The sequence below is a fragment of the Petropleomorpha daqingensis genome, from assembly GCF_013408985.1.
GTDB classification, from domain to species: Bacteria; Actinomycetota; Actinomycetes; order Mycobacteriales; family Geodermatophilaceae; genus Petropleomorpha; species Petropleomorpha daqingensis.
In genome coordinates, this window is the sequence record NZ_JACBZT010000001.1 from 1487688 (window position 1) to 1506017 (window position 18330).

The window sequence follows — 18330 nt, forward strand, 5'->3', positions numbered from 1 at the left end:
GACGCCATGGGCGAACACGTTCTTCACAGATCTATCAACAGTCTGTGAAAATAGGCCCGTGGCCGTGGCGCAGCGTCTGGACGTGACGCTCCGGCTCGTCCGCAACGCGGGGACGGCGAAGCTCGACGACCTGGCCTCCCGGCTGGGCGTCAGCGAGATGACCGTGCGGCGCGATCTCGACGAACTGCAGCGCCGCGGGCTGGTCACCCGGATCCGCGGCGGCGCCACCGCCGTCGACGTCCCGGAGAACGGGTTCGCCGCGCGGGCCGGCTGGCAGGCCGGGCTCAAGGACCGGATCGGCCGCGCGGCCGCCGCCCTGGTCGAGCCGGGCTCGACCGTCCTGCTCGACGCCGGGACGACGACCGTGCACGTCGCCCGGGCCCTGCTCGACCGGGCGCCGCTGACGATCGCCACGCTGAGCCTGCCGGTGGCCGAGGCGCTGGCCGACCAGCCCGGCATCCGGCTGCTCGTGCTCGGCGGCGAGGTGCGCCCCGGCGAGCGCAGCCTGGCCGGGCCGGTGACCGCGGCCGTGCTGGCGACGCTGTCCTTCGACGTCTTCGTGATGTCGATCGGCGGGATCACCGCGGCCGGCTGGTCGGAGTTCACGCTCGAGGACGCCGCCGTGAAGCAGGCCGGGCTGCGGCAGGCGGCGCGCTCGTTCGTCGTCGCCGACGCCTCGAAGCTCGGCGTCCGGGCCTTCGCCCGGGTGGCCGGGCTCGGCGCGGTGGAGCGGCTGGTCACCGACGCCAGCGCCCGCGACCCCCAACTGACCCCGGCGGCCCAGGACACCCTCGCCGCCCTGGAGAACGCCGACGTGGAGGTCACCACCGCATGAGCCAGCTGATCCTGGTCGCCGGGCCGTATCGCAGCGGCACCGGCGACGACCCGGACAGGATCGCCGCCAACCACCGGCGCATCCAGCAGGCCTGCCTGGAGCTCTTCCGTGCCGGGCACCTGGCGGTCAACGGTGAGGACGTCGCCCTCCCGCTGGCCGACCTCGCGGGCTCGACGCGGGTCGGCGACACCGCGTTCGACGAGGTCTTCCACCCGGTGGGCCGGCGGCTGGTCGCCCGGGTCGACGCGGTGCTGCGGCTACCCGGCGCCTCGGCCGGCTCCGACGAGATGGTCGAGCTGGCACGGGCCCGGGGGATCCCGGTCTACACCGACGTCGCCGAGGTCCCGGCGGCATGAGCACCCCGGGCGTCGACGTCCCCGATGCTCGCGGCCGGACCGGGCTGGACCGGGTCGGCCGCGACCTGACCGGCAACCCGGACGTCGTCGTCACCGACGTCGAGCTGCTGGCCGCCGGCTGGCACGTGCTGCGCCGGACGACCTTCGAGCAGCGCCACCGCGACGGCCGCTGGAGCACCGAGCAGCGGGAGACCTACGACCGCGGCAACGGGGCGACGATCCTGCTGTACGACCGCGGCCGCGCGACCGTGCTGCTCACCCGCCAGTTCCGCTTCCCGGTGTACGTCAACGGCCACCCGGACGGCATGCTCGTGGAGACCGCCGCCGGCCTGCTGGACGACGACGACCCGGAGACGGCGATCCGCCGGGAGGCCGCCGAGGAGCTCGGCGTGCAGGTCGGGCCGGTCGAGCTGGTCTTCGCGCCGTGGACCAGCCCGGGGTCGGTGACCGAGCGGCTGTACTGCTACGCCGCGCCCTGCACGCCGGCCGACCGCACCGGCGACGGCGGCGGGCTCGCGGAGGAGGGCGAGGACATCGAGGTCGTCGAGCTGCCCTTCGCGAAGGCCCTGGCCATGGTCGGCACGGGCGAGATCGCCGATGCCAAGACCATGCTCCTGCTGCAGTGGGCGGCGCTGTCCGGACCGTTCGCTCAGACCGGCTGCAGCGCGTAGTCGGGCAGCTCGATGTCGCCGGCCTTGTCGAACTGCGCGGCGATGAGCTGCTTGAACGGCCGGCGCAGCATCAGCCGCATGCTCGCCTGCCGCAGCCGGATGTCGAGCGCGCGGGTGGGCGCGAAGGCGTTGACCCCGCCCGGCGGCAGCTTCTGCGCGGTGGTGACGTAGGACCGCAGCACCTCCTCGTAGCGGCGCAGCGCGGTGGGCAGGTCGCCGGCGGCCAGCTCGCCGGCCAGCACGTAGGCGCCGACCAGGGCCAGGCTCGTGCCGAGCCCGGTCAGCGGGGTCGGGCTCCACGCGGCGTCGCCGACCAGGACGACGCGGCCGCGCGACCACGCCTCCAGCTGCACCTGCGCGTGGGAGTCGAACCCGAAGTCGGCCGCCTCGCGCATCGCGGCGACCAGCTGCGGCACCGCCCAGCCCCCACCGGCGAACCGCTCGGCGACCAGCTCTTTCTGCGCGGCGACGTCGTACCTGTCGTGGTCGAGCGGCTCGGACCGGAACGTCAGCCCGGCCTTGAGCTCGCCGGGCAGCCGGCCGGGGCGGACGGCGGCGACGCGGCCGCCGGGCAGGTTGTGCATGAGGAACCAGCCGTCGACGTCGAGATCCGCGGGCGCGGTGAACCAGCAGCCGTAGAGGCCCAGCGGCCGGGTGCAGCCGGCCTCCGGCCCGAAGGCCAGCGCACGGACGACGGAGTGGCTGCCGTCGGCGCCGACGACCAGGTCGAACCGCCGCGGCGGCGCGTGCTCGAAGGTGACCGTGACCCCGTCGCCGTCCTCGTCCAGGCCGGTGATGCTGTCGCCGAAGAGGTACTCGGTGGTCGCGGCCGTGGCGCGGTGCAGCACGTCGGCGAGGTCGCCGCGGAGCACCTCGATCTCCGAGACGATGCCCTCGCCGCCGAACGCGTCGACCGGCATCCGGGCCGCGATCGAGCCGTCGGCCCGCACCCAGGCGATGCCCTTCTGCTGGAGGGAGACCGCGCGGATCTCGCTGAGCAGTCCCATGCGCTCGGCGACGGTGCGGGCCGCGCCGCGGAGGTCGACCGCCTGTCCGCCGGGGCGGGGCGCCGGGGCGCGCTCCACCACGGTCACCGCGATGCCGCGGCGGGTCAGCCAGGAGGCGAGTGCGGGGCCGGCGATACCGGCGCCGGAGATCAGTACGCTGCGAGTCGTCATGCCGGTCAGCGTATGGTGTACGCATCGCACTACCAAGAGAGTGCTGGCAGATTCCGCGCTAGTGCACTAGGGCACTCCGACCGGCGGTGCACTAGTGCAGAGGAGGATCGATGAGCCAGGACGGCGCACCGGCGTCCGCCCGGGTCGCCGCGGAGCTGCGCCGGCGGATCACCGCGGGCGAGCTGGCTCCCGGCGCTCGCGTGCCCTCGACGCGGGCGATCGTGCAGCGGTACGGGGTGGCGATGGCCACCGCGACCAAGGTGCTGACGACGCTGCAGCACGAGGGGCTGATCCGGACCGTCCCGGGTGTGGGCAGCGTCGTGGCCGGTGCGCCGGTGGAGCGTCCGGCGCGGCGGCGCAGCAGCTCCCCGGAGGGGGCGCTCGGCGTCGCCGCGATCGTCGCTGCCGGGACCGTCGTCGCGGACGCCGAGGGCCTCGCCGCGCTCTCGATGCGCCGGGTCGCCGCCGAGCTGGACGCGGCCCCGATGTCGCTGTACCGGCACGTGCGGGACAAGGACGAGCTGCTCCTGCAGATGATGGACGCCGCGATCTCCGAGGTGGCGCTGCCCGAGCCCCCGGCCGACTGGCGGGAGGGTCTGGAGATCGCCGCCCGCGCGTTGTGGACCGGCTTCCGCCGGCACCCGTGGCTGCCCGCCGCGCTGTCGTTGACCCGCCCGCAGCTGCTCCCGGGCGCGCTGGAGTACAGCGAGTGGGTGCTCGGCGTCCTGACCCGGGCCGGCTGGGACCCGCTGACCACGTTCACCACGCACCTGACCGTGTTCACGTTCGTCCGCGGGCTGGCGATGAACCTCGAGCTGGAGTCCGAGGCCGAGGCGGCCAGCGGGCTCACGGACGACGAGTGGATGAGCGGTCAGGAGCAGGCGCTAGCGGCCCTCGTCGCCGACGGTCGGCACCCGAACTTCACGCACGTGCTCAGCGGCATGGACTTCGACATGGACCTCGACGCCCTGTTCGAGTTCGGCCTGCAGCGCCTCCTCGCCGGGATCGCGGCTACCGGCTGACCCCGCGGCGGCGGGCCAGGTCGAGGAAGTGGTCGACCAGGGAGGCGTCGTCCACGGCGCCCCGGTTGACCGCCTTGGCCGGGTCCACGCCCTGGAACAGCCGCTTGAGCGGCACCTCCAGCCGCTTGCCGGTGCGGGTGTGCGGCACTCCGGGGACGGCGATCACCTCGTCGGGCACGTGCCGCGGGCTCGCCGTCGTCCGGATCGCCTGCGTGATCTCCGCGACCAGCGCGTCGGTGAGCTCCTCCCCCGGGGCGAGCTGCACGAACAGCGGCATCCAGTAGCCGCCGTCGGGCTGCTCCACCCCGAGGACGACGCAGTCGACCACCGCAGGGATCGTCTCGACGGCGGCGTAGATGTCCGCCGTCCCCATGCGCACGCCGCCGCGGTTGAGCGTGGAGTCCGAGCGGCCGGTGATCAGGCAGGTGCCGCGGTCGGTGATCTCCAGCCAGTCGCCGTGCCGCCAGACGCCGGGCCACGGGTCGAAGTACGACTCCAGGTACCGCTGGTCCCCCGGGTCGCGCCAGAACGACAGGGGCATCGACGGCATCGGCCCGGTGATCACCAGCTCGCCCAGCTCGCCGACGACGGGCCGCCCGTCCTCGTCCCACGCCGCCGCCGCGACGCCCAGCATCGGCCGCTGCAGCTCGCCGGCGGTCACCGGCAGCAGCGAGGTGGCGCCGATGAAGCCGGTGGCGACGTCGGTGCCGCCCGACAGCGAGCCGAGGAAGACATCCGGCTTCACCGCGTCGTACACCCAGCGGAAGGACGCCGCCGGCAACGGCGACCCGGTGACCCCGATCGAGCGCACGGTCGACAGGTCGTGCGTCTCCCCCGGCCGCACGCCCGCCTTCTCGGCGGCCATCAGGTACCCGGGGCTGGTGCCCAGGTAGGTGATCCCGGTGCGCTCGGCGAGGGCGAACTGCGCACCGGCCGACGGGTACGCCGGGGCGCCGTCGTAGACCACCACGGTCGCGCCGGACAGCAGCGCCGAGGTCGAGATGTTCCACATGATCCAGGCGGTCGAGCTGTACCAGAACAGCCGGTCGCCGCGGCCGACGTCCATGTGCAGGGCCGCCTGCTTGACCTGCTCGAGCACCACGCCGCCGTGCCCGTGCACGATCCCCTTGGGCAGCCCGGTCGTGCCCGACGAGTAGACGATCCACAGCGGGTGGTCGAAGGGCAGCTGCTCGAACACCGGCTCGGTCGGTTCGGCGATCGCGTCGGCCCAGGGGAGCGCGCCGTCGGGGACCTCGTCGGGGTGCAGCCTGGGGACGGCGATCGTCGTCCGGACGGTGGGCAGGTTCTCGCGCAGCTGCGCAACCACGTCGCGCCGGTCGTGGGCCTTGCCGTTGAAGCGGTAGCCGTCGACGGCGACCAGGACGACGGGTTCGATCTGGGCGAACCGGTCGAGGACGGCGCGGGTGCCGAAGTCCGGCGCGCAGGAGGCCCACACCGCGCCGATCGACGCCGCGCCGAGGAACGCCACGACCGCCTCGGGCACGTTCGGCAGGTAGCCGGCCACCCGGTCGCCGGGCCGGACGCCCAGCCGGCGCAGCGTCGCGGCGAACGCGCCGACCTGCCCGCGCAGCTGCGACCACGAAACCTCGACCGGCTCGGTGTCCTCGGCGACGACGACCAGCGCGGGGTGCTCGTCGTCCCAGCCCAGGGCGCGCTCGGCGTAGTTCAGCGTCGTCCCGGGGAACCACTCGGCGCCGGGCATCCGGCGCTGCCCGAGCACGCGGTCGTCGGGAACGCCCGGCAGCACACCGGTCCACGCGGCGACGTCGGCCCAGAACTGCTCGAGGTGCTCGGTCGACCAGCGCCAGAGCGCGTCGTAGTCGGGCGGGTCGCCGAAATCTAGGCCACGCCGCTCGCGCACCCACCGGGCGAACGCGGCGACACGGGTCGCGCGGGCCGACTCGGGCGTCGGTGTCCAGAGCACCTCGGGCGCATCGTTCACGTCCGCACGATGCCATCATGTGCACCCACCGCGTCACGCGAGGAGAGCCGTCCGTGTCCGAGCAGCGCAACGTGCTGGGCGGCGAGCTGGAGCCCTGCGGCACCGACCCGCTCACCGGTTTCTACCGCGACGGGCTGTGCGCCAGCGGGCCGGAGGACGTCGGCAGCCACACGGTCTGCACCGTCGTCTCGGCGGAGTTCCTGGAGATGCAGCGGGAGCTCGGCAACGACCTGACCACCCCGCGGCCGGAGTTCGCCTTCCCGGGGCTGCGGCCGGGCGACCGCTGGTGCGTCGTCGCCGTGCGGTGGCTGCAGGCCTACCAGGCAGGGGTCGCGGCGGGCGTCGTCCTGGCGGCGACCAACGTCCGCGCCCTGGAGGTGGTGCCGCTGGAGGCGCTGCGCCAGCACGCCGTCGACGTCCCGGACGACGTCAGCGGCCTGGAATGAACCTGCGTGCCCGCGCGCTGGCGCGGGCATGAGCGATCTCCTCGACGCGCCCGTGACGACGCTGCAGGGCGAGCAGACCACCTTCGGCGCACTCACCGGCGGCAGGCCGGCGCTGGTGGTCAACGTGGCCAGCCGCTGCGGGCTCACCCCGCAGTACTCGCAGCTGGAGGCGCTGCAGGAGGAGTACGGGCCGCGCGGGTTCACCGTCGTCGGTTTCCCGTGCAACCAGTTCATGGGCCAGGAGCCGGGCACCGCCGAGGAGATCGAGGCGTTCTGCTCGACCACCTACGGCGTCACCTTCCCGCTCACCGAGAAGACCGAGGTCAACGGCGCAGCGGCGCACCCGGTCTACCAGCGGCTCACCGAGACCCCGGACGCCGGCGGGGAGGCCGGCGACGTGCAGTGGAACTTCGAGAAGTTCCTGGTCGACGGCGACGGCTCGGTGGTCGCGCGGTTCCGCCCGCGCACCCAGCCCGACGCCCCCGAGGTCCGGACGGCGATCGAGGCCCTCCTCCCCTGATGCGGAGTGCCACGGCGCGGAACCCGCGTCCGTGGCACTCCGCATCAGCCCCCGTACGGCTCGGCGACCTCGACCGGCGGCAGCAGCGGCTCGATCGCCGCGGCGGTCGCCAGCAGGTCCGGCTCGTGGAACCGGCGGGTGACCAGCTGGATCCCGTTCGGCAGCGCCAGCCCGGGCAGGCCGAACAGGTTCACCCACATCACGCAGCGCATCCGCTGGAACAGCGCGGCCGACGCCTCGACGCCGATGTGGTCGTCGAAGTCCAGCGGCGGCGTCGGCATGCCCACGACCGGCGCCACGACCAGCGGGTACTCCTCGAGGAACCGCACCAGCCGGTCCTGCAGCGCGCGCCGCTCGAGCCAGGCCGCGCCGTAGCGGCGGACGTCCGGACCGAGGTCGAACAGCCCGAACATCTCGTCGATGTGCACCCGCCCGCTCGCGAGCACCTGGGAGCCGACCTCCGGCAGCGTCACGTTGAGCAGGTCGGTGCCGATGATCTCCGCCCACACCTCCGGCGCCCGCCGCAGATCGGGGAAGACGGCCTCGACGACGTCGTGGCCCGCCTCCTGCAGGGCGACCACCGTGGCGTCCAGCCGCCGCTCGATCTCCGGCTCCAGCACCGCCCCGGTCTCGGTGCGCAGCACCGCCACCGGGAGCGGGTGCTCGCTGCGCACCAGCGGGGCCGGCACCGACACCGGGTCGTACGGGTGCGCGCCGGCGATCACCTGAAGGACGGCGGCGAGGTCGGCCACCGACCGGCCGAAGGGGCCGAACGTGCCCATCGCGTCGACCGTCGTGCTCGACGGGAACGCCGGGATGACCGGCACGTTCGGCACGACGCCGGCGCTGGTCCGCAGCCCGTAGACGCCGCAGAAGCTCGCCGGCACCCGGATCGATCCCCCGAGGTCCTGACCGAGGGCCACGGTCGCCAGCCCGGCCGCCACGTTCGCCGCGTCGCCGCCGGAGCTGCCGCCGGTCGACCGCGTGAGGTCGCGCGGGTTGCGGGAGGCACCGTACAGGCCGCTGATCGTGTTCCAGCGGATGCAGAGGTCCGGCACGTTGCCGTGCCCGATCACCAGGGCGCCGGCGTCCCGGAGCCGCGTGACGACGACGTCGTCGCCGTCGGCGATCCGGCCGGCGTGCACCGGCAGGCCGTCGGTCCGGCGCAGTCCCCGGACGGCGAAGCTGTCCTTGATCGACATCGGCACGCCGTCGAGCGGACCGGCGAGCGCGCGCCCGTGCTGCGCGTCGGCCTTGCCCGCCTCCGCCAGCGCCTCCTCGGCCCGCACCTCGGCGAACGAGTTTGTCAGCGGGTTGACCCGCTGGATGCGGTCCAGGTGCGCGGCCACGATCTCCGCCCGGCTGGTCGCGCCGCCGGCGATCGCCGCCTGCAGCTCGGCGATGCTCGCCGTCCAGGGTTCGCCCACGGTGTCCCAGTCTGGGACCGGCCGCTCGGCAGGACGCCCAACCGGGAACGGCGACGGACTATCGTTCCCGCTTCGGCGCCGTACGAGGGAGCCGCCGTGGTGCGCAGCGACGCAGAGGAGAACGTCCAGCGGTTGCTGCGGGCTGCGCGGGACGCGGTGGGGGAGGAGGGCGCCGGCGTCGGCGTCCGGTCGATCGCCGAGCGCGCCGGCGTGGGCGTGACCACGCTCTACCGGCACTTCGCCGACAAGGCGGCGCTGATCGACGGTGTCGCCGTGCACCGCTGGTCGACCATGCGGTCGCTCGCGGAGCGCCCGGTGCCGCCGGGCGGAACGCTGGCCCGGATCGTGCTGCTCCTCGACACCTTCACCCGGATGGTCTCGGCCGACGACCGGCTCATCGCCGGGGCGGGGTGGCAGGTCGGCCGGTCGCCCACGGCGGTCCTCGTGCCGGCCAAGGCGGGCTACGACGCGGCGCTGGCCGCGCTGTGGGCACGCGGTCAGGCCGAGGGCACCGTGCACCGGCGAGCCGATCCGCGCGACGCCATGGAGCTGGCCGGCTGCGTGCGCGACACCTCCCGGCGGCCGGCCCAGCTGCGGCTGCTGGTCGTCGGCCTGTGCGCCCGGCCCGAGGGCGGCGAGGCTCTGGTCGAGCAGATGCTGCGCCTGCCGGATCCCGCCTATCTGTGAGCGCGCGACGGGGTCGTTGCTCAGCGCGCCGTCCGGCTACGATCTACGTACCGAAAAGCGCGTCTGACGACTGGATCCGTACATGACCACCACCGAGCAGGACGTCACTAGCGGCGGTTCCCCCTTCGGCCGGGACGCCACGGACAACTTGTGGCTGCACTTCTCGCGGATGAGCGCCTACGCCGACGCTCCCCCGCCGGTGATCGTGCGCGGCGAAGGAGCCCGGATCTACGACGACCGCGGCAAGAGCTACCTCGACGGGCTCGCCGGGCTGTTCGTCGTCCAGGCCGGGCACGGGCGCAAGGTGCTCGCCGAGGCGGCGGCCACGCAGGCCGAGCAGCTCGCCTTCTTCCCGATCTGGTCCTACGCGCACCCCGCGGCGATCGAGCTGTCCCACCGGCTCGCGGCCGCGGCGCCCGGCGACCTCAACCGGGTCTTCTTCACCACCGGCGGCGGCGAGGCGGTCGAGACCGCGTGGAAGGCCGCCAAGCAGTACTTCAAGCTCGTCGGCAAGCCGATGAAGACCAAGGTCATCAGCCGGGCCGTCGCCTACCACGGGACGACGCAGGGCGCGCTGTCGATCACCGGCCTGCCGGCCCTCAAGGACGTCTTCGAGCCCCTGGTCCCGGGCGCGTTCCGGGTGCCGAACACGAACATCTACCGGGCGCCGGTCTTCGGCGACGACCCGAAGGCGTTCGGCCGCTGGGCCGCCGACCAGATCGAGCAGCAGATCCTCTTCGAGGGCCCCGACACCGTCGCCGCCGTCTTCCTCGAACCCGTGCAGAACGCCGGCGGCTGCTTCCCGCCGCCGCCCGGGTACTTCGAGCGGGTCCGCGAGATCTGCGACCGCTACGACGTCCTGCTGGTCAGCGACGAGGTCATCTGCGCCTTCGGCCGGCTGGGGACGACGTTCGCCTGCGAGAAGTTCGGCTACGTGCCGGACATGATCACCTGCGCGAAGGGGATGACCTCCGGCTACTCCCCGATCGGCGCGATGATCGCCTCCGACCGCGTGATGGAGCCCTTCCTGCAGGGGACGGCGAGCTTCCCGCACGGCTACACGTTCGGCGGTCACCCGGTCAGCTCCGCCGTGGCGCTGGCCAACCTCGACCTGATGGAGGCCGAGGGCCTCAACGGGCACGTGCTGGAGACCGAGGGCGCGTTCCGGGCGACGCTGGAGAAGCTGCTGGACCTGCCGATCGTCGGCGACGTCCGCGGCGACGGGTTCTTCTACGGGATCGAGCTGGTCAAGGACAAGGCGACGAAGGAGACCTTCGACGACGCCGAGTCCGAGCGGCTGCTGCGCGGATTCCTCTCCACGGCGCTGTTCGACGCCGGCCTGTACTGCCGCGCCGACGACCGCGGCGACCCCGTCGTCCAGCTCGCCCCGCCGCTGATCTGCGGCCAGGCCGAGTTCGACGAGATGGAGCAGATCCTCCGCAGCGTCCTGACGGAAGCCTGGTCCCGCCTCTGACATGCGGTTTCGCGCGCTTAACCGCGTGCGGTTAAGCGCGCGAAACCACGTCGGTCAGGGTTCGTAGGGCTCGCGGCCGGGCGGGAGGTTGCTGCGGTCGGGGGCGATCACCGTCTCCTCGTGGGAGTCGGGCAGCCGCAGCGTCGGCCCCTCCTCCGGGACCTCGAGCAGCAGGTCCGGCGTGCCCTCCCGCAGCGTCTCGCCCTTGAAGAACGCCGGGGCGATCCGCCCGTAGACCAGCATCAGGATCGCGCCCAGCACGAGGGTGCCGATGCCGATGACGAACACGCCGCCGACGCCGAAGAGCACCGTGTAGCCGTAGTCGGGGTCGGCGTACTGGATGCAGGCCTCGATGAAGACGCCGAGCAGCAGGAGGCCACCGAGCAGCGGGATCACGAGGCGCATGAGCACGTCGCGCGGCGTCTTCAGGTCGTGCCGGAACTCCCAGGCGCACGCGAAACCGGTCAGCCCGTAGTAGAAGGCGATCATGATCCCGACGGCGAGGATCGAGTCCTGCAGGACGTTCTGGCTGACCAGCGTCAGGCCGACGTAGAAGATGATCGACAGGGCGCCCATCCACACCGTGGACACCGACGGGCTGAGGTACTTCGGGTGGATCCGGGCGAACATCTTCGGGATGGCCCGGTAGGCGCCCATCGACAGCGACGTCCGGGCGGTCGGCAGGATCGTCGTCTGGGTCGAGGCGGCCGACGACGTGAGCACCGAGATGATCAGCAGCGACTCGAAGACGTGACCCATCGCGCTGCTGCCGAACACCGACGAGCCCATCGCGTTGAAGACGTCGTCGGCGTTGTCCTCGTTGCCCAGGCCGATGCCCGAGGTCCCGACGCCGGCGTAGGCGACGGTCGCTACGGAGACGATGGCGTAGGTGCCCAGCAGCAGGAGCGTGGAGATGATCCCGGCGCGGCCCGGCGTCTTCTCGGGGTTGTCGCTCTCCTCGTTGATGGTGACCGCCGTGTCCCAGCCCCAGTAGATGAAGATCGCCAGCAGCACGGCCTCGGTGACCGACGACCAGTCCAGCCCGGACGGCCAGAACCAGGACCACGACGGGTGCAGCGACCCCTCCGGCGCGGTGCCGTTGTACACGTGCACGAGCGCGAAGACGGCGAAGGCGACCAGCGTGACCAGCTCGACGCTGAGCAGCACGTACTGCACGCGCTTGGAGACCTCGAGGCCGATGTAGCAGACCCAGGTCATGACGGCGATCCAGACGACGCCGGCGAACGTCGTCCAGAAGGTGCTCGCGGCCAGGCTGTCCAGGCCGAACAGCAGGAACCCGTAGGAGCCGGCGATCTGGGCCAGGTTGGCCATCACGATGATGTCCGCGGCGATGATCCCCCAGCCGCCCATCCAGCCGGTCCGCGGGCCGAACGCGCGGGCGGCCCAGGTGAACGTCGTCCCGCAGTCCGGCTCGCGCTTGTTGAGCTCGGCGTAGGCGACCGCGATGAAGTACATCGGGATGAAGGCCAGCAGCATCATCGAGGGCGCCTTGACGCCGACGGCGATGACGACGAAGCCCAGCGTCGCGGCGAGGCTGTAGGCCGGTGCGGTCGACGCCGTCCCGATGACGATCGACGACAGCAGGCCCACGGTCCCGCGCTTGAGGCCCTTGTCGACCGCCCTTCCGTCCGCCCGAGGCTGCCCGCCCGGGGGCGGTGCGGCGGTGTCCACGCTCGTCGGCTCAGCGCTCATGCGACGGTTATCGCAGCAGAACCCTCCGTGCACAAGGGTTCGCGTGTCACAAGTAGGGATGCACCACGGATGTCGTTGAGCTGAGAGGGTTGCCGGATGCGGATCCTGCTGGTCGGTGCGGGGGGAGTGGGGGGAGCGATCACGGGCATCGCGGCCCGTCGACCGTTCTTCGAGGCGATGGTGGTCGCCGACTACGACGTCGTCCGGGCCGAGAAGGCCGTGGCCGCCGTGGGCGACCCCCGGTTCGTCGCCGCGCGGGTGGACGCCGCGGACGAGGCCGCCGTCCGGGCGCTGCTCGCCGAGCACCGCTGCGACGTCCTGCTCAACGCGACCGACCCCCGCTTCGTGATGCCGCTGTTCCGGGCCGCCCTGGCCGCGGGCGCGACGTACCTGGACATGGCGATGTCGCTGTCGCGCCCCCACCCCGAGCAGCCGTACGAGCTGACCGGGGTGAAGCTCGGTGACGAGCAGTTCGAGCTCGCCGGCGAGTGGGAGGAGCGCGGCCAGCTGGCGCTGGTCGGCATCGGCGTCGAGCCCGGGCTCTCCGACGTCTTCGCCCGCTACGCCGCCGACCACCTGTTCTCCTCCATCGAGGAGCTCGGCGTGCGGGACGGGGCGGACCTGTCCGTCCGCGGCTACGACTTCGCCCCGTCGTTCAGCATCTGGACGACGATCGAGGAGTGCCTCAACCCGCCGGTGGTGTGGGAGGCCGACCGCGGCTGGTTCACCACGGCGCCGTTCAGCGAGCCGGAGGTCTTCGACTTCCCCGAGGGGATCGGCCCGGTCGAGTGCGTGAACGTGGAGCACGAGGAGGTCCTCCTCATGCCGCGGTGGGTGCAGGCCCGCCGGGTCACGTTCAAGTACGGCCTCGGGGAGGAGTTCATCGGCGTCCTGAAGACGCTGCACAAGCTGGGCCTGGACCGGACGACGCCGGTGCGCGTCGGTGGGGTGGAGGTGTCACCCCGGGACGTCGTCGCCGCCTGCCTGCCGGATCCGGCCGGGCTGGGCGAGCTGATGAGCGGCAAGACCTGCGCCGGGCTGTGGGTGCGGGGGACCGGGAAGGACGGGGGGCCGCGGGAGGTCTACCTGTACCACGTGGTCGACAACGCCTGGTCGATGAGCGAGTACGGCGCCCAGGCCGTCGTCTGGCAGACGGCGATCAACCCGGTGGTCGCGCTCGAGCTGCTGGCGACCGGGGTCTGGCAGGGGAGCGGCGTGCTCGGGCCGGAGGCGTTCGACGCGGTGCCGTTCCTCGACCTGCTCGGCGCCTACGGCTCACCGTGGGGCATGCGCGAGGGTGGGTGAGCCCCTCCGCAATCACCTGCCGTAGACGAAGAACATCCAATAGAACAATGCGACGCAGGTCAGCACGATCCATGTGATCCCGATGCCGTAGAGCAACGCGGTGTGCCGGCTGATCCGCTCAAGAGTCGCAGTCTGCCGCTCCATGAGCTCTGTCTGCCGCGTCAGCTGCTCGTGCTGCTCGTGCAGCCAGTCGAGGTTCTCCTCGCGCCAGCGGCGCTCGTCGGCATAGCCGGCCATACCCGTCTCCTCTCGTCGGCGGCGGCACGCTACATCCAGGAATGGCGGGGTAGGGGCAGGGTTCACTCCCTGGAAGGACTGCCCGCGTGACCCTGCCCGACGGTCTGATCGACCTGCTCCGCCGCCCCAGCCCCTGCTTCCTCGCGACCCTGATGCCCGACGGGTCGCCGCAGATGACGCAGACGTGGGTCGACACCGACGGCACCCACGTGCTGGTCAACACCGTCGACAGGCACCAGAAGGTGCGCAACATGCGGCGCGACCCGCGGGTAGCGGTCAACGTCACCGACCCCGACGACCCGAGCCGGTACTTCGAGGTGCGCGGCCGGGTGGTCGACGTGACCGAGGACGGCGCCCGCGAGCACATCGACGAGCTGTCGCACCGCTACATGGGCCGGCCGTACCCGTGGTTCGGCGGTCGCGACCAGGTGCGCCTGCTCGTCAGGATCGCCCCGGAGAAGGTGACGTCGCCGTTCGGCTGAGCCGGGTGAGGATCCGCGGGCCGTCGTCGGTGACCGCGACGGTGTGCTCGACGTGCGCCGCGCGGCTGCCGTCACCGGTGCGGATGCTCCAGCCGTCGTCGTCGATCCAGCACCGGTCGTCGCCGCCGGCCATGAACCACGGCTCGATGGCGATGACCAGGCCGGCCCTGAGCCTCAGGCCGCGGCCGGCGCGGCCCTCGTTGGGCACGGACGGCTCCTCGTGCATGCGCCGGCCGACACCGTGGCCGCCGTGCGTGGTGTTGATGCCGCAGCCGGCGCTCCTGCCGACGGCGCCGATCGCGGCGGAGACGTCGCCGAGCCGTCCGCCCGGGACCGCGGCGGCGATGCCCGCTTCGAGCGCGCGTTCGGCGGTGGCGATCAGGGCGCCGTCCTCGTCGCGCCCGGCCCCGATGGTCAGCGAGATCGCCGCATCACCGACCCAGCCGTCGACACTGGCGCCGGCGTCGATGCTGAGCAGGTCGCCCTCGGCCAGCCGCCGTCCGGTCGGGATGCCGTGCAGTGCGACGTCGTCGACCGAGGTGCAGATGACGCCGGGGTAGGGCGGCATGCCCGGGTGCGGCTGGTAGTGCAGGAACGGCGCTCCCGCGCCGGCGTCGGCCAGGACGCTGCGGGCGATCTCGTCGAGCTCGCGCAGCCGGACGCCGGGGACCGCGGCGGCCCGGGTGGCCGCGAGCATCCGTGCCACCACCTCGCCGGCGGCCTGCATGGCGTCGATCTCGCCGGGCGTGCGCAGCTCGAGCACGGCGTCCTCCTTCGCGTCGGCTCCGGTATTTCTATCCCGGTATTAGTATCACGCGCATGGTGCGACCGCCGCTGACGCCCGCCGAGCGCGAACGCGGGCGCCGGCTCGGCGCGCTGATCCGCGCCGCGCGCGGCGACCGCTCCCCCGCCGAGATCTCCGCGCTCTCCGGCGTCAGCCTCGAGGCGCTGCGCAAGATCGAGACCGGCCGGGTGCCGACGCCGGCGTTCTTCACCGTGGCCGCGCTGGCCCGCGCGCTCGACGTCCCCCTGGAGCGCTTCGCCGCGCTCGACGAGCCGGCCGAGGACACCCTGGCGTCCTAGTGCTCAGCCCGTCCGGCGGGGCAGCGCACTAGGACCGTCGGGAAGCTGCGGTCTCGGTGGCGAAGGCCTCGTCGAGGACGTCGAGCGCCTCGCTGAGCAGGTCCTGGCCGATCACCAGCGGCGGCAGGAAGCGCAGCACGTTGCCCCAGGTCCCCGCCGTGAGGACGAGGACACCGCGGGCATGGCAGGCACGCGCGACCGCCCCGGTCAGCGCGGCGTCCGGCTCGAGCGTCCCGGGCTTCACCAGCTCCACAGCCAGCATCGCGCCCCGACCCCGCACGTCACCGATCTCCGGGTGTCGCTCCTGCAGAGAACGCAGCCGGGGCAGCATCGTCGCCTCGATCGCCCGAGCGGCGGCGGACAGGTCCAGCTCCCGCATCGTCCGGATCGTCCCCAGCGCCGCCGCGCACGCCACCGGGTTGCCGCCGTACGTGCCGCCGAGCCCGCCGGCGTGCACGGCGTCCATCAGCTCGGCGCGACCGGTCACGCCGGCCAGCGGCAGGCCGCCCGCGATGCCCTTCGCCGTCGTCACCAGGTCGGGGACGAGACCCTCGTGCTCGCCGGCGAACCAGCTCCCCGTGCGGCAGAAGCCGGTCTGCACCTCGTCGGCCACGAACAACGCGCCCGACGCCGCGCACCACTGGGCCAGCGCGGGCAGGAAGCCCAGCGCCGGGACGACGAAGCCGCCCTCCCCCTGGATCGGCTCGACCAGCACCGCGGCCACGTTCGCCGCCCCGATCTGGCTCTCGACGACGCCCAGCGCCCGCCGGGCTGCCTCGGCGCCGTCCAGGCCGTCGCGGAAGGGATAGGACATCGGCACCCGGTAGACCTCGGGCGCGAACGGCCCGAAGCCCCACTTGTAGGGCATCGCCTTGGCCGTCAGCGCCATCGTGAGGTTGGTCCGGCCGTGGTAGGCGTGGTCGAAGACGACGACGGCGGAGCGGCCGGTCGCCACGCGGGCCACCTTGACGGCGTTCTCCACCGCCTCGGCCCCGGAGTTGAACAGCGCCGAGCGCTTCTCGTGGCCGCCCGGGGTGAGCCGGTTGAGCTCCTCGCAGACGGCGACGTACCCCTCGTACGGCGCGACCATGAAGCAGGTGTGCGTGAACGCGGCGACCTGCTCGCTCACCGCCTCGACCACCGCGGGCGCGGCGTTGCCCACGCTGACCACGGCGATGCCCGAGCCCATGTCGATCAGCGAGTTGCCGTCGACGTCGACCAGCACTCCCCCGCCCGCCTTCTCGACGAAGACCGGCAGCGTGCCGCCCACGGCCGACGACACCGCCGCCGTCCGGCGGGCCATGAGCTCCCGCGAGCGCGGCCCGGGCAGCTCGGTGACCAGCCGCCGCTCCTGGGGAAGGGTGCCGGAAGGGGTGAGCACCTCGGTCATCGCGACCTCCGGGTACGACTGTTTCCGCGCGAGACGGACTGCCCAGCGACTGTATCCGTTGACAAGCAGGACAGACCCCGGTGGAGTTCTCGGCGTGACCGAGAAGCTGGAGCTGCGCAACTTCGTCGGCGGCGAGCACGTCGACGCCACCGACGGCCGACGGTCCGACCTGGTCGACCCGGCCAGCGGCGAGGTGTTCGCCACCGCGCCGGTCTCCTCCGCCGAGGACGTCGACCGCGCCTACCGGGCGGCGGCGACGGCGTTCGAGTCGTGGGGCGACACGACGCCGTCGGAACGGCAGAAGGCGCTGCTGAAGCTGGCCGACCTGGTCGAGGAGCACGCCGACGAGCTGGTCCGGCTCGAGAGCCGCAACACCGGCAAGCCCCTCGGCCTGACGGCGAGCGAGGAGATCCCGCCGATGGTCGACCAGATCCGCTTCTTCGCCGGTGCCGCCCGCACGCTGGAGGGCAAGGCGGCCGGGGAGTACATGGCCGGTCACACCTCCTGGGTCCGCCGCGAGCCGATCGGCGTCGTCGGCCAGGTCACGCCGTGGAACTACCCGATGATGATGGCGGTCTGGAAGATCGGCCCGGCGCTGGCGGCCGGCAACACCGTCGTCCTCAAGCCGTCCGACACCACCCCGCTGACCACGCTGCGGCTGGCCGAGCTGGCCGCCGAGGTGCTCCCGCCGGGCGTGCTCAACGTGATCTGCGGCGACCGCGACACCGGCCGCGCGCTGGTGTCGCACGAGATCCCCCAGCTGGTGGCCATCACCGGCTCGGTGCGGGCCGGCATGCAGGTCGCCGAGGCGGCGTCCCACGACGTCAAGCGGGTGCACCTGGAGCTCGGCGGCAAGGCGCCGGTGGTGGTGTTCGACGACGCCGACCTCGAGGCCGCCGCCGAGGCGATCGCCGTGGCCGGCTACTTCAACGCCGGGCAGGACTGCACCGCGGCCACCCGCGTGCTGGCCGCGCCGCGCATCCACGACGACTTCGTCGCGGCGCTCACCGAGCAGGCCAAGGGCACGACCACGACCTATGACAAGGGGGCCGGCGACGAGGACGCGCTCGTCCCGCCGGTCAACAACGCCAACCAGCTGGCCCACGTCACCGGCTTCCTCGACCGCGCCCCGGACCACGCGCAGATCACCGCCGGCGGGCACCGGCAGGGCGACCGCGGCTTCTTCGTCGAGCCGACCGTCGTCGTCGGGCTGCGGCAGGACGACGAGATGGTCCAGCGCGAGGTGTTCGGCCCGGTGATCACCGTGCAGCGCTTCACCGACGAGGACGAGGCCGTGCGCTGGGCCAACGGCGTCGAGTACGGCCTGGCCTCCAGCGTCTGGACCAAGGACTTCGGCCGGGCGATGCGGATGAGCAAGCGGCTGGACTTCGGCTGCGTGTGGATCAACACGCACATCCCGCTGGTCGCCGAGATGCCGCACGGCGGCTTCAAGCACTCCGGTTACGGCAAGGACCTGTCGATGTACGGGTTCGAGGACTACACCCGCATCAAGCACGTCATGGCGAACATCGAATCCTGAG

At 72.8% G+C, this 18330-nt stretch carries 19 protein-coding genes; 12 read left to right on the forward strand and 7 right to left on the reverse strand.

From position 1 onward, the window contains the following. The first annotated feature begins 82 nt into the window (after window positions 1-82). From GGQ55_RS07400 to GGQ55_RS07410, 3 genes are read left to right on the forward strand one after another with little or no spacing between them, the layout of a single operon-like run. Window positions 83-835 carry a DeoR/GlpR family DNA-binding transcription regulator gene (locus tag GGQ55_RS07400; protein WP_366488934.1) on the forward strand — a complete coding sequence of 251 codons (753 nt, stop codon included), beginning with the start codon at window positions 83-85 and terminating at the stop codon, window positions 833-835. After that, window positions 832-1191: a DUF4406 domain-containing protein gene (locus GGQ55_RS07405; protein WP_179715806.1), complete on the forward strand. Its 360-nt coding sequence runs from the start codon at window positions 832-834 to the stop codon at window positions 1189-1191. Before GGQ55_RS07400 ends, GGQ55_RS07405 begins: the two co-directional genes overlap by 4 nt. Then, complete coding sequence (locus GGQ55_RS07410) at window positions 1188-1862, forward strand: NUDIX domain-containing protein (protein WP_179715807.1); 675 nt, start codon at window positions 1188-1190, stop codon at window positions 1860-1862. Before GGQ55_RS07405 ends, GGQ55_RS07410 begins: the two co-directional genes overlap by 4 nt. Here the strand turns inward: GGQ55_RS07410 and GGQ55_RS07415 are convergent. Further along, a complete protein-coding gene (locus GGQ55_RS07415) occupies window positions 1841-3040 on the reverse strand; it encodes an FAD-dependent monooxygenase (RefSeq protein WP_179715808.1) in 1200 nt (399 codons plus the stop codon). The genes GGQ55_RS07410 and GGQ55_RS07415 overlap by 22 nt on opposite strands. Window positions 3041-3150: 110 nt before the next feature. Between GGQ55_RS07415 and GGQ55_RS07420 the strand changes: the two genes are divergently transcribed. Beyond that, a complete protein-coding gene (locus GGQ55_RS07420; RefSeq protein WP_179715809.1) occupies window positions 3151-4062 on the forward strand; it encodes a TetR/AcrR family transcriptional regulator C-terminal domain-containing protein in 912 nt (303 codons plus the stop codon). On the opposite strand, the gene GGQ55_RS07425 is transcribed toward GGQ55_RS07420, so the two are convergent. Then, complete coding sequence (locus GGQ55_RS07425) at window positions 4052-6025, reverse strand: acetoacetate--CoA ligase (RefSeq protein ID WP_366488937.1); 1974 nt, start codon at window positions 6023-6025, stop codon at window positions 4052-4054. The two genes, GGQ55_RS07420 and GGQ55_RS07425, sit on opposite strands and share 11 nt — an antisense overlap. A gap of 53 nt (window positions 6026-6078) precedes the next feature. Between GGQ55_RS07425 and GGQ55_RS07430 the strand changes: the two genes are divergently transcribed. Together GGQ55_RS07430 and GGQ55_RS07435 are read left to right on the forward strand one after the other, a co-directional pair. Continuing rightward, window positions 6079-6471, forward strand: coding sequence for a DUF2237 family protein (locus GGQ55_RS07430; protein WP_366488938.1), 393 nt, complete (start codon window positions 6079-6081; stop codon window positions 6469-6471). Between the two features lie 28 nt (window positions 6472-6499). Then, the gene (locus tag GGQ55_RS07435) at window positions 6500-6991 is read left to right on the forward strand and encodes a glutathione peroxidase (RefSeq protein WP_179715811.1); all 492 of its coding nucleotides are present in this window, start codon (window positions 6500-6502) and stop codon (window positions 6989-6991) included. Window positions 6992-7035: 44 nt separating this feature from the next. Here GGQ55_RS07435 and GGQ55_RS07440 read toward each other — a convergent pair whose 3' ends face one another. Further along, window positions 7036-8418, reverse strand: coding sequence for an amidase (locus tag GGQ55_RS07440; protein WP_179715812.1), 1383 nt, complete (start codon window positions 8416-8418; stop codon window positions 7036-7038). 99 nt (window positions 8419-8517) lie between these two features. Between GGQ55_RS07440 and GGQ55_RS07445 the strand changes: the two genes are divergently transcribed. Together GGQ55_RS07445 and GGQ55_RS07450 are read left to right on the forward strand one after the other, a co-directional pair. Then, complete coding sequence (locus tag GGQ55_RS07445) at window positions 8518-9105, forward strand: TetR/AcrR family transcriptional regulator (RefSeq protein WP_179715813.1); 588 nt, start codon at window positions 8518-8520, stop codon at window positions 9103-9105. A gap of 82 nt (window positions 9106-9187) precedes the next feature. Then, window positions 9188-10579, forward strand: coding sequence for an aspartate aminotransferase family protein (locus tag GGQ55_RS07450; protein ID WP_179715814.1), 1392 nt, complete (start codon window positions 9188-9190; stop codon window positions 10577-10579). A 54-nt stretch (window positions 10580-10633) separates the two neighbouring features. Here GGQ55_RS07450 and GGQ55_RS07455 read toward each other — a convergent pair whose 3' ends face one another. Beyond that, on the reverse strand, window positions 10634-12292 hold the full coding sequence (locus tag GGQ55_RS07455) for an APC family permease (RefSeq protein ID WP_179715815.1): 1659 nt from the start codon (window positions 12290-12292) through the stop codon (window positions 10634-10636). Between the two features lie 96 nt (window positions 12293-12388). On the opposite strand from GGQ55_RS07455, the gene GGQ55_RS07460 reads away from it, so the two are divergent. After that, window positions 12389-13597 carry a saccharopine dehydrogenase family protein gene (locus tag GGQ55_RS07460; RefSeq protein WP_179715816.1) on the forward strand — a complete coding sequence of 403 codons (1209 nt, stop codon included), beginning with the start codon at window positions 12389-12391 and terminating at the stop codon, window positions 13595-13597. Window positions 13598-13609: 12 nt separating this feature from the next. Here GGQ55_RS07460 and GGQ55_RS07465 read toward each other — a convergent pair whose 3' ends face one another. After that, on the reverse strand, window positions 13610-13834 hold the full coding sequence (locus GGQ55_RS07465) for a hypothetical protein (RefSeq protein ID WP_179715817.1): 225 nt from the start codon (window positions 13832-13834) through the stop codon (window positions 13610-13612). An 86-nt stretch (window positions 13835-13920) separates the two neighbouring features. On the opposite strand from GGQ55_RS07465, the gene GGQ55_RS07470 reads away from it, so the two are divergent. After that, window positions 13921-14316, forward strand: coding sequence for a PPOX class F420-dependent oxidoreductase (locus GGQ55_RS07470; RefSeq protein WP_179715818.1), 396 nt, complete (start codon window positions 13921-13923; stop codon window positions 14314-14316). Here the strand turns inward: GGQ55_RS07470 and map are convergent. Then, window positions 14276-15079, reverse strand: coding sequence for a type I methionyl aminopeptidase (gene map / locus GGQ55_RS07475; protein WP_179715819.1), 804 nt, complete (start codon window positions 15077-15079; stop codon window positions 14276-14278). The genes GGQ55_RS07470 and map overlap by 41 nt on opposite strands. A gap of 56 nt (window positions 15080-15135) precedes the next feature. On the opposite strand from map, the gene GGQ55_RS07480 reads away from it, so the two are divergent. Continuing rightward, on the forward strand, window positions 15136-15399 hold the full coding sequence (locus tag GGQ55_RS07480; protein WP_179715820.1) for a helix-turn-helix domain-containing protein: 264 nt from the start codon (window positions 15136-15138) through the stop codon (window positions 15397-15399). 28 nt (window positions 15400-15427) lie between these two features. On the opposite strand, the gene gabT is transcribed toward GGQ55_RS07480, so the two are convergent. Further along, window positions 15428-16789: a 4-aminobutyrate--2-oxoglutarate transaminase gene (gene gabT, locus GGQ55_RS07485; protein WP_179715821.1), complete on the reverse strand. Its 1362-nt coding sequence runs from the start codon at window positions 16787-16789 to the stop codon at window positions 15428-15430. Window positions 16790-16883: 94 nt separating this feature from the next. Between gabT and GGQ55_RS07490 the strand changes: the two genes are divergently transcribed. Continuing rightward, a complete protein-coding gene (locus tag GGQ55_RS07490) occupies window positions 16884-18329 on the forward strand; it encodes a gamma-aminobutyraldehyde dehydrogenase (RefSeq protein ID WP_179715822.1) in 1446 nt (481 codons plus the stop codon). Window position 18330 lies beyond the last annotated feature (1 nt).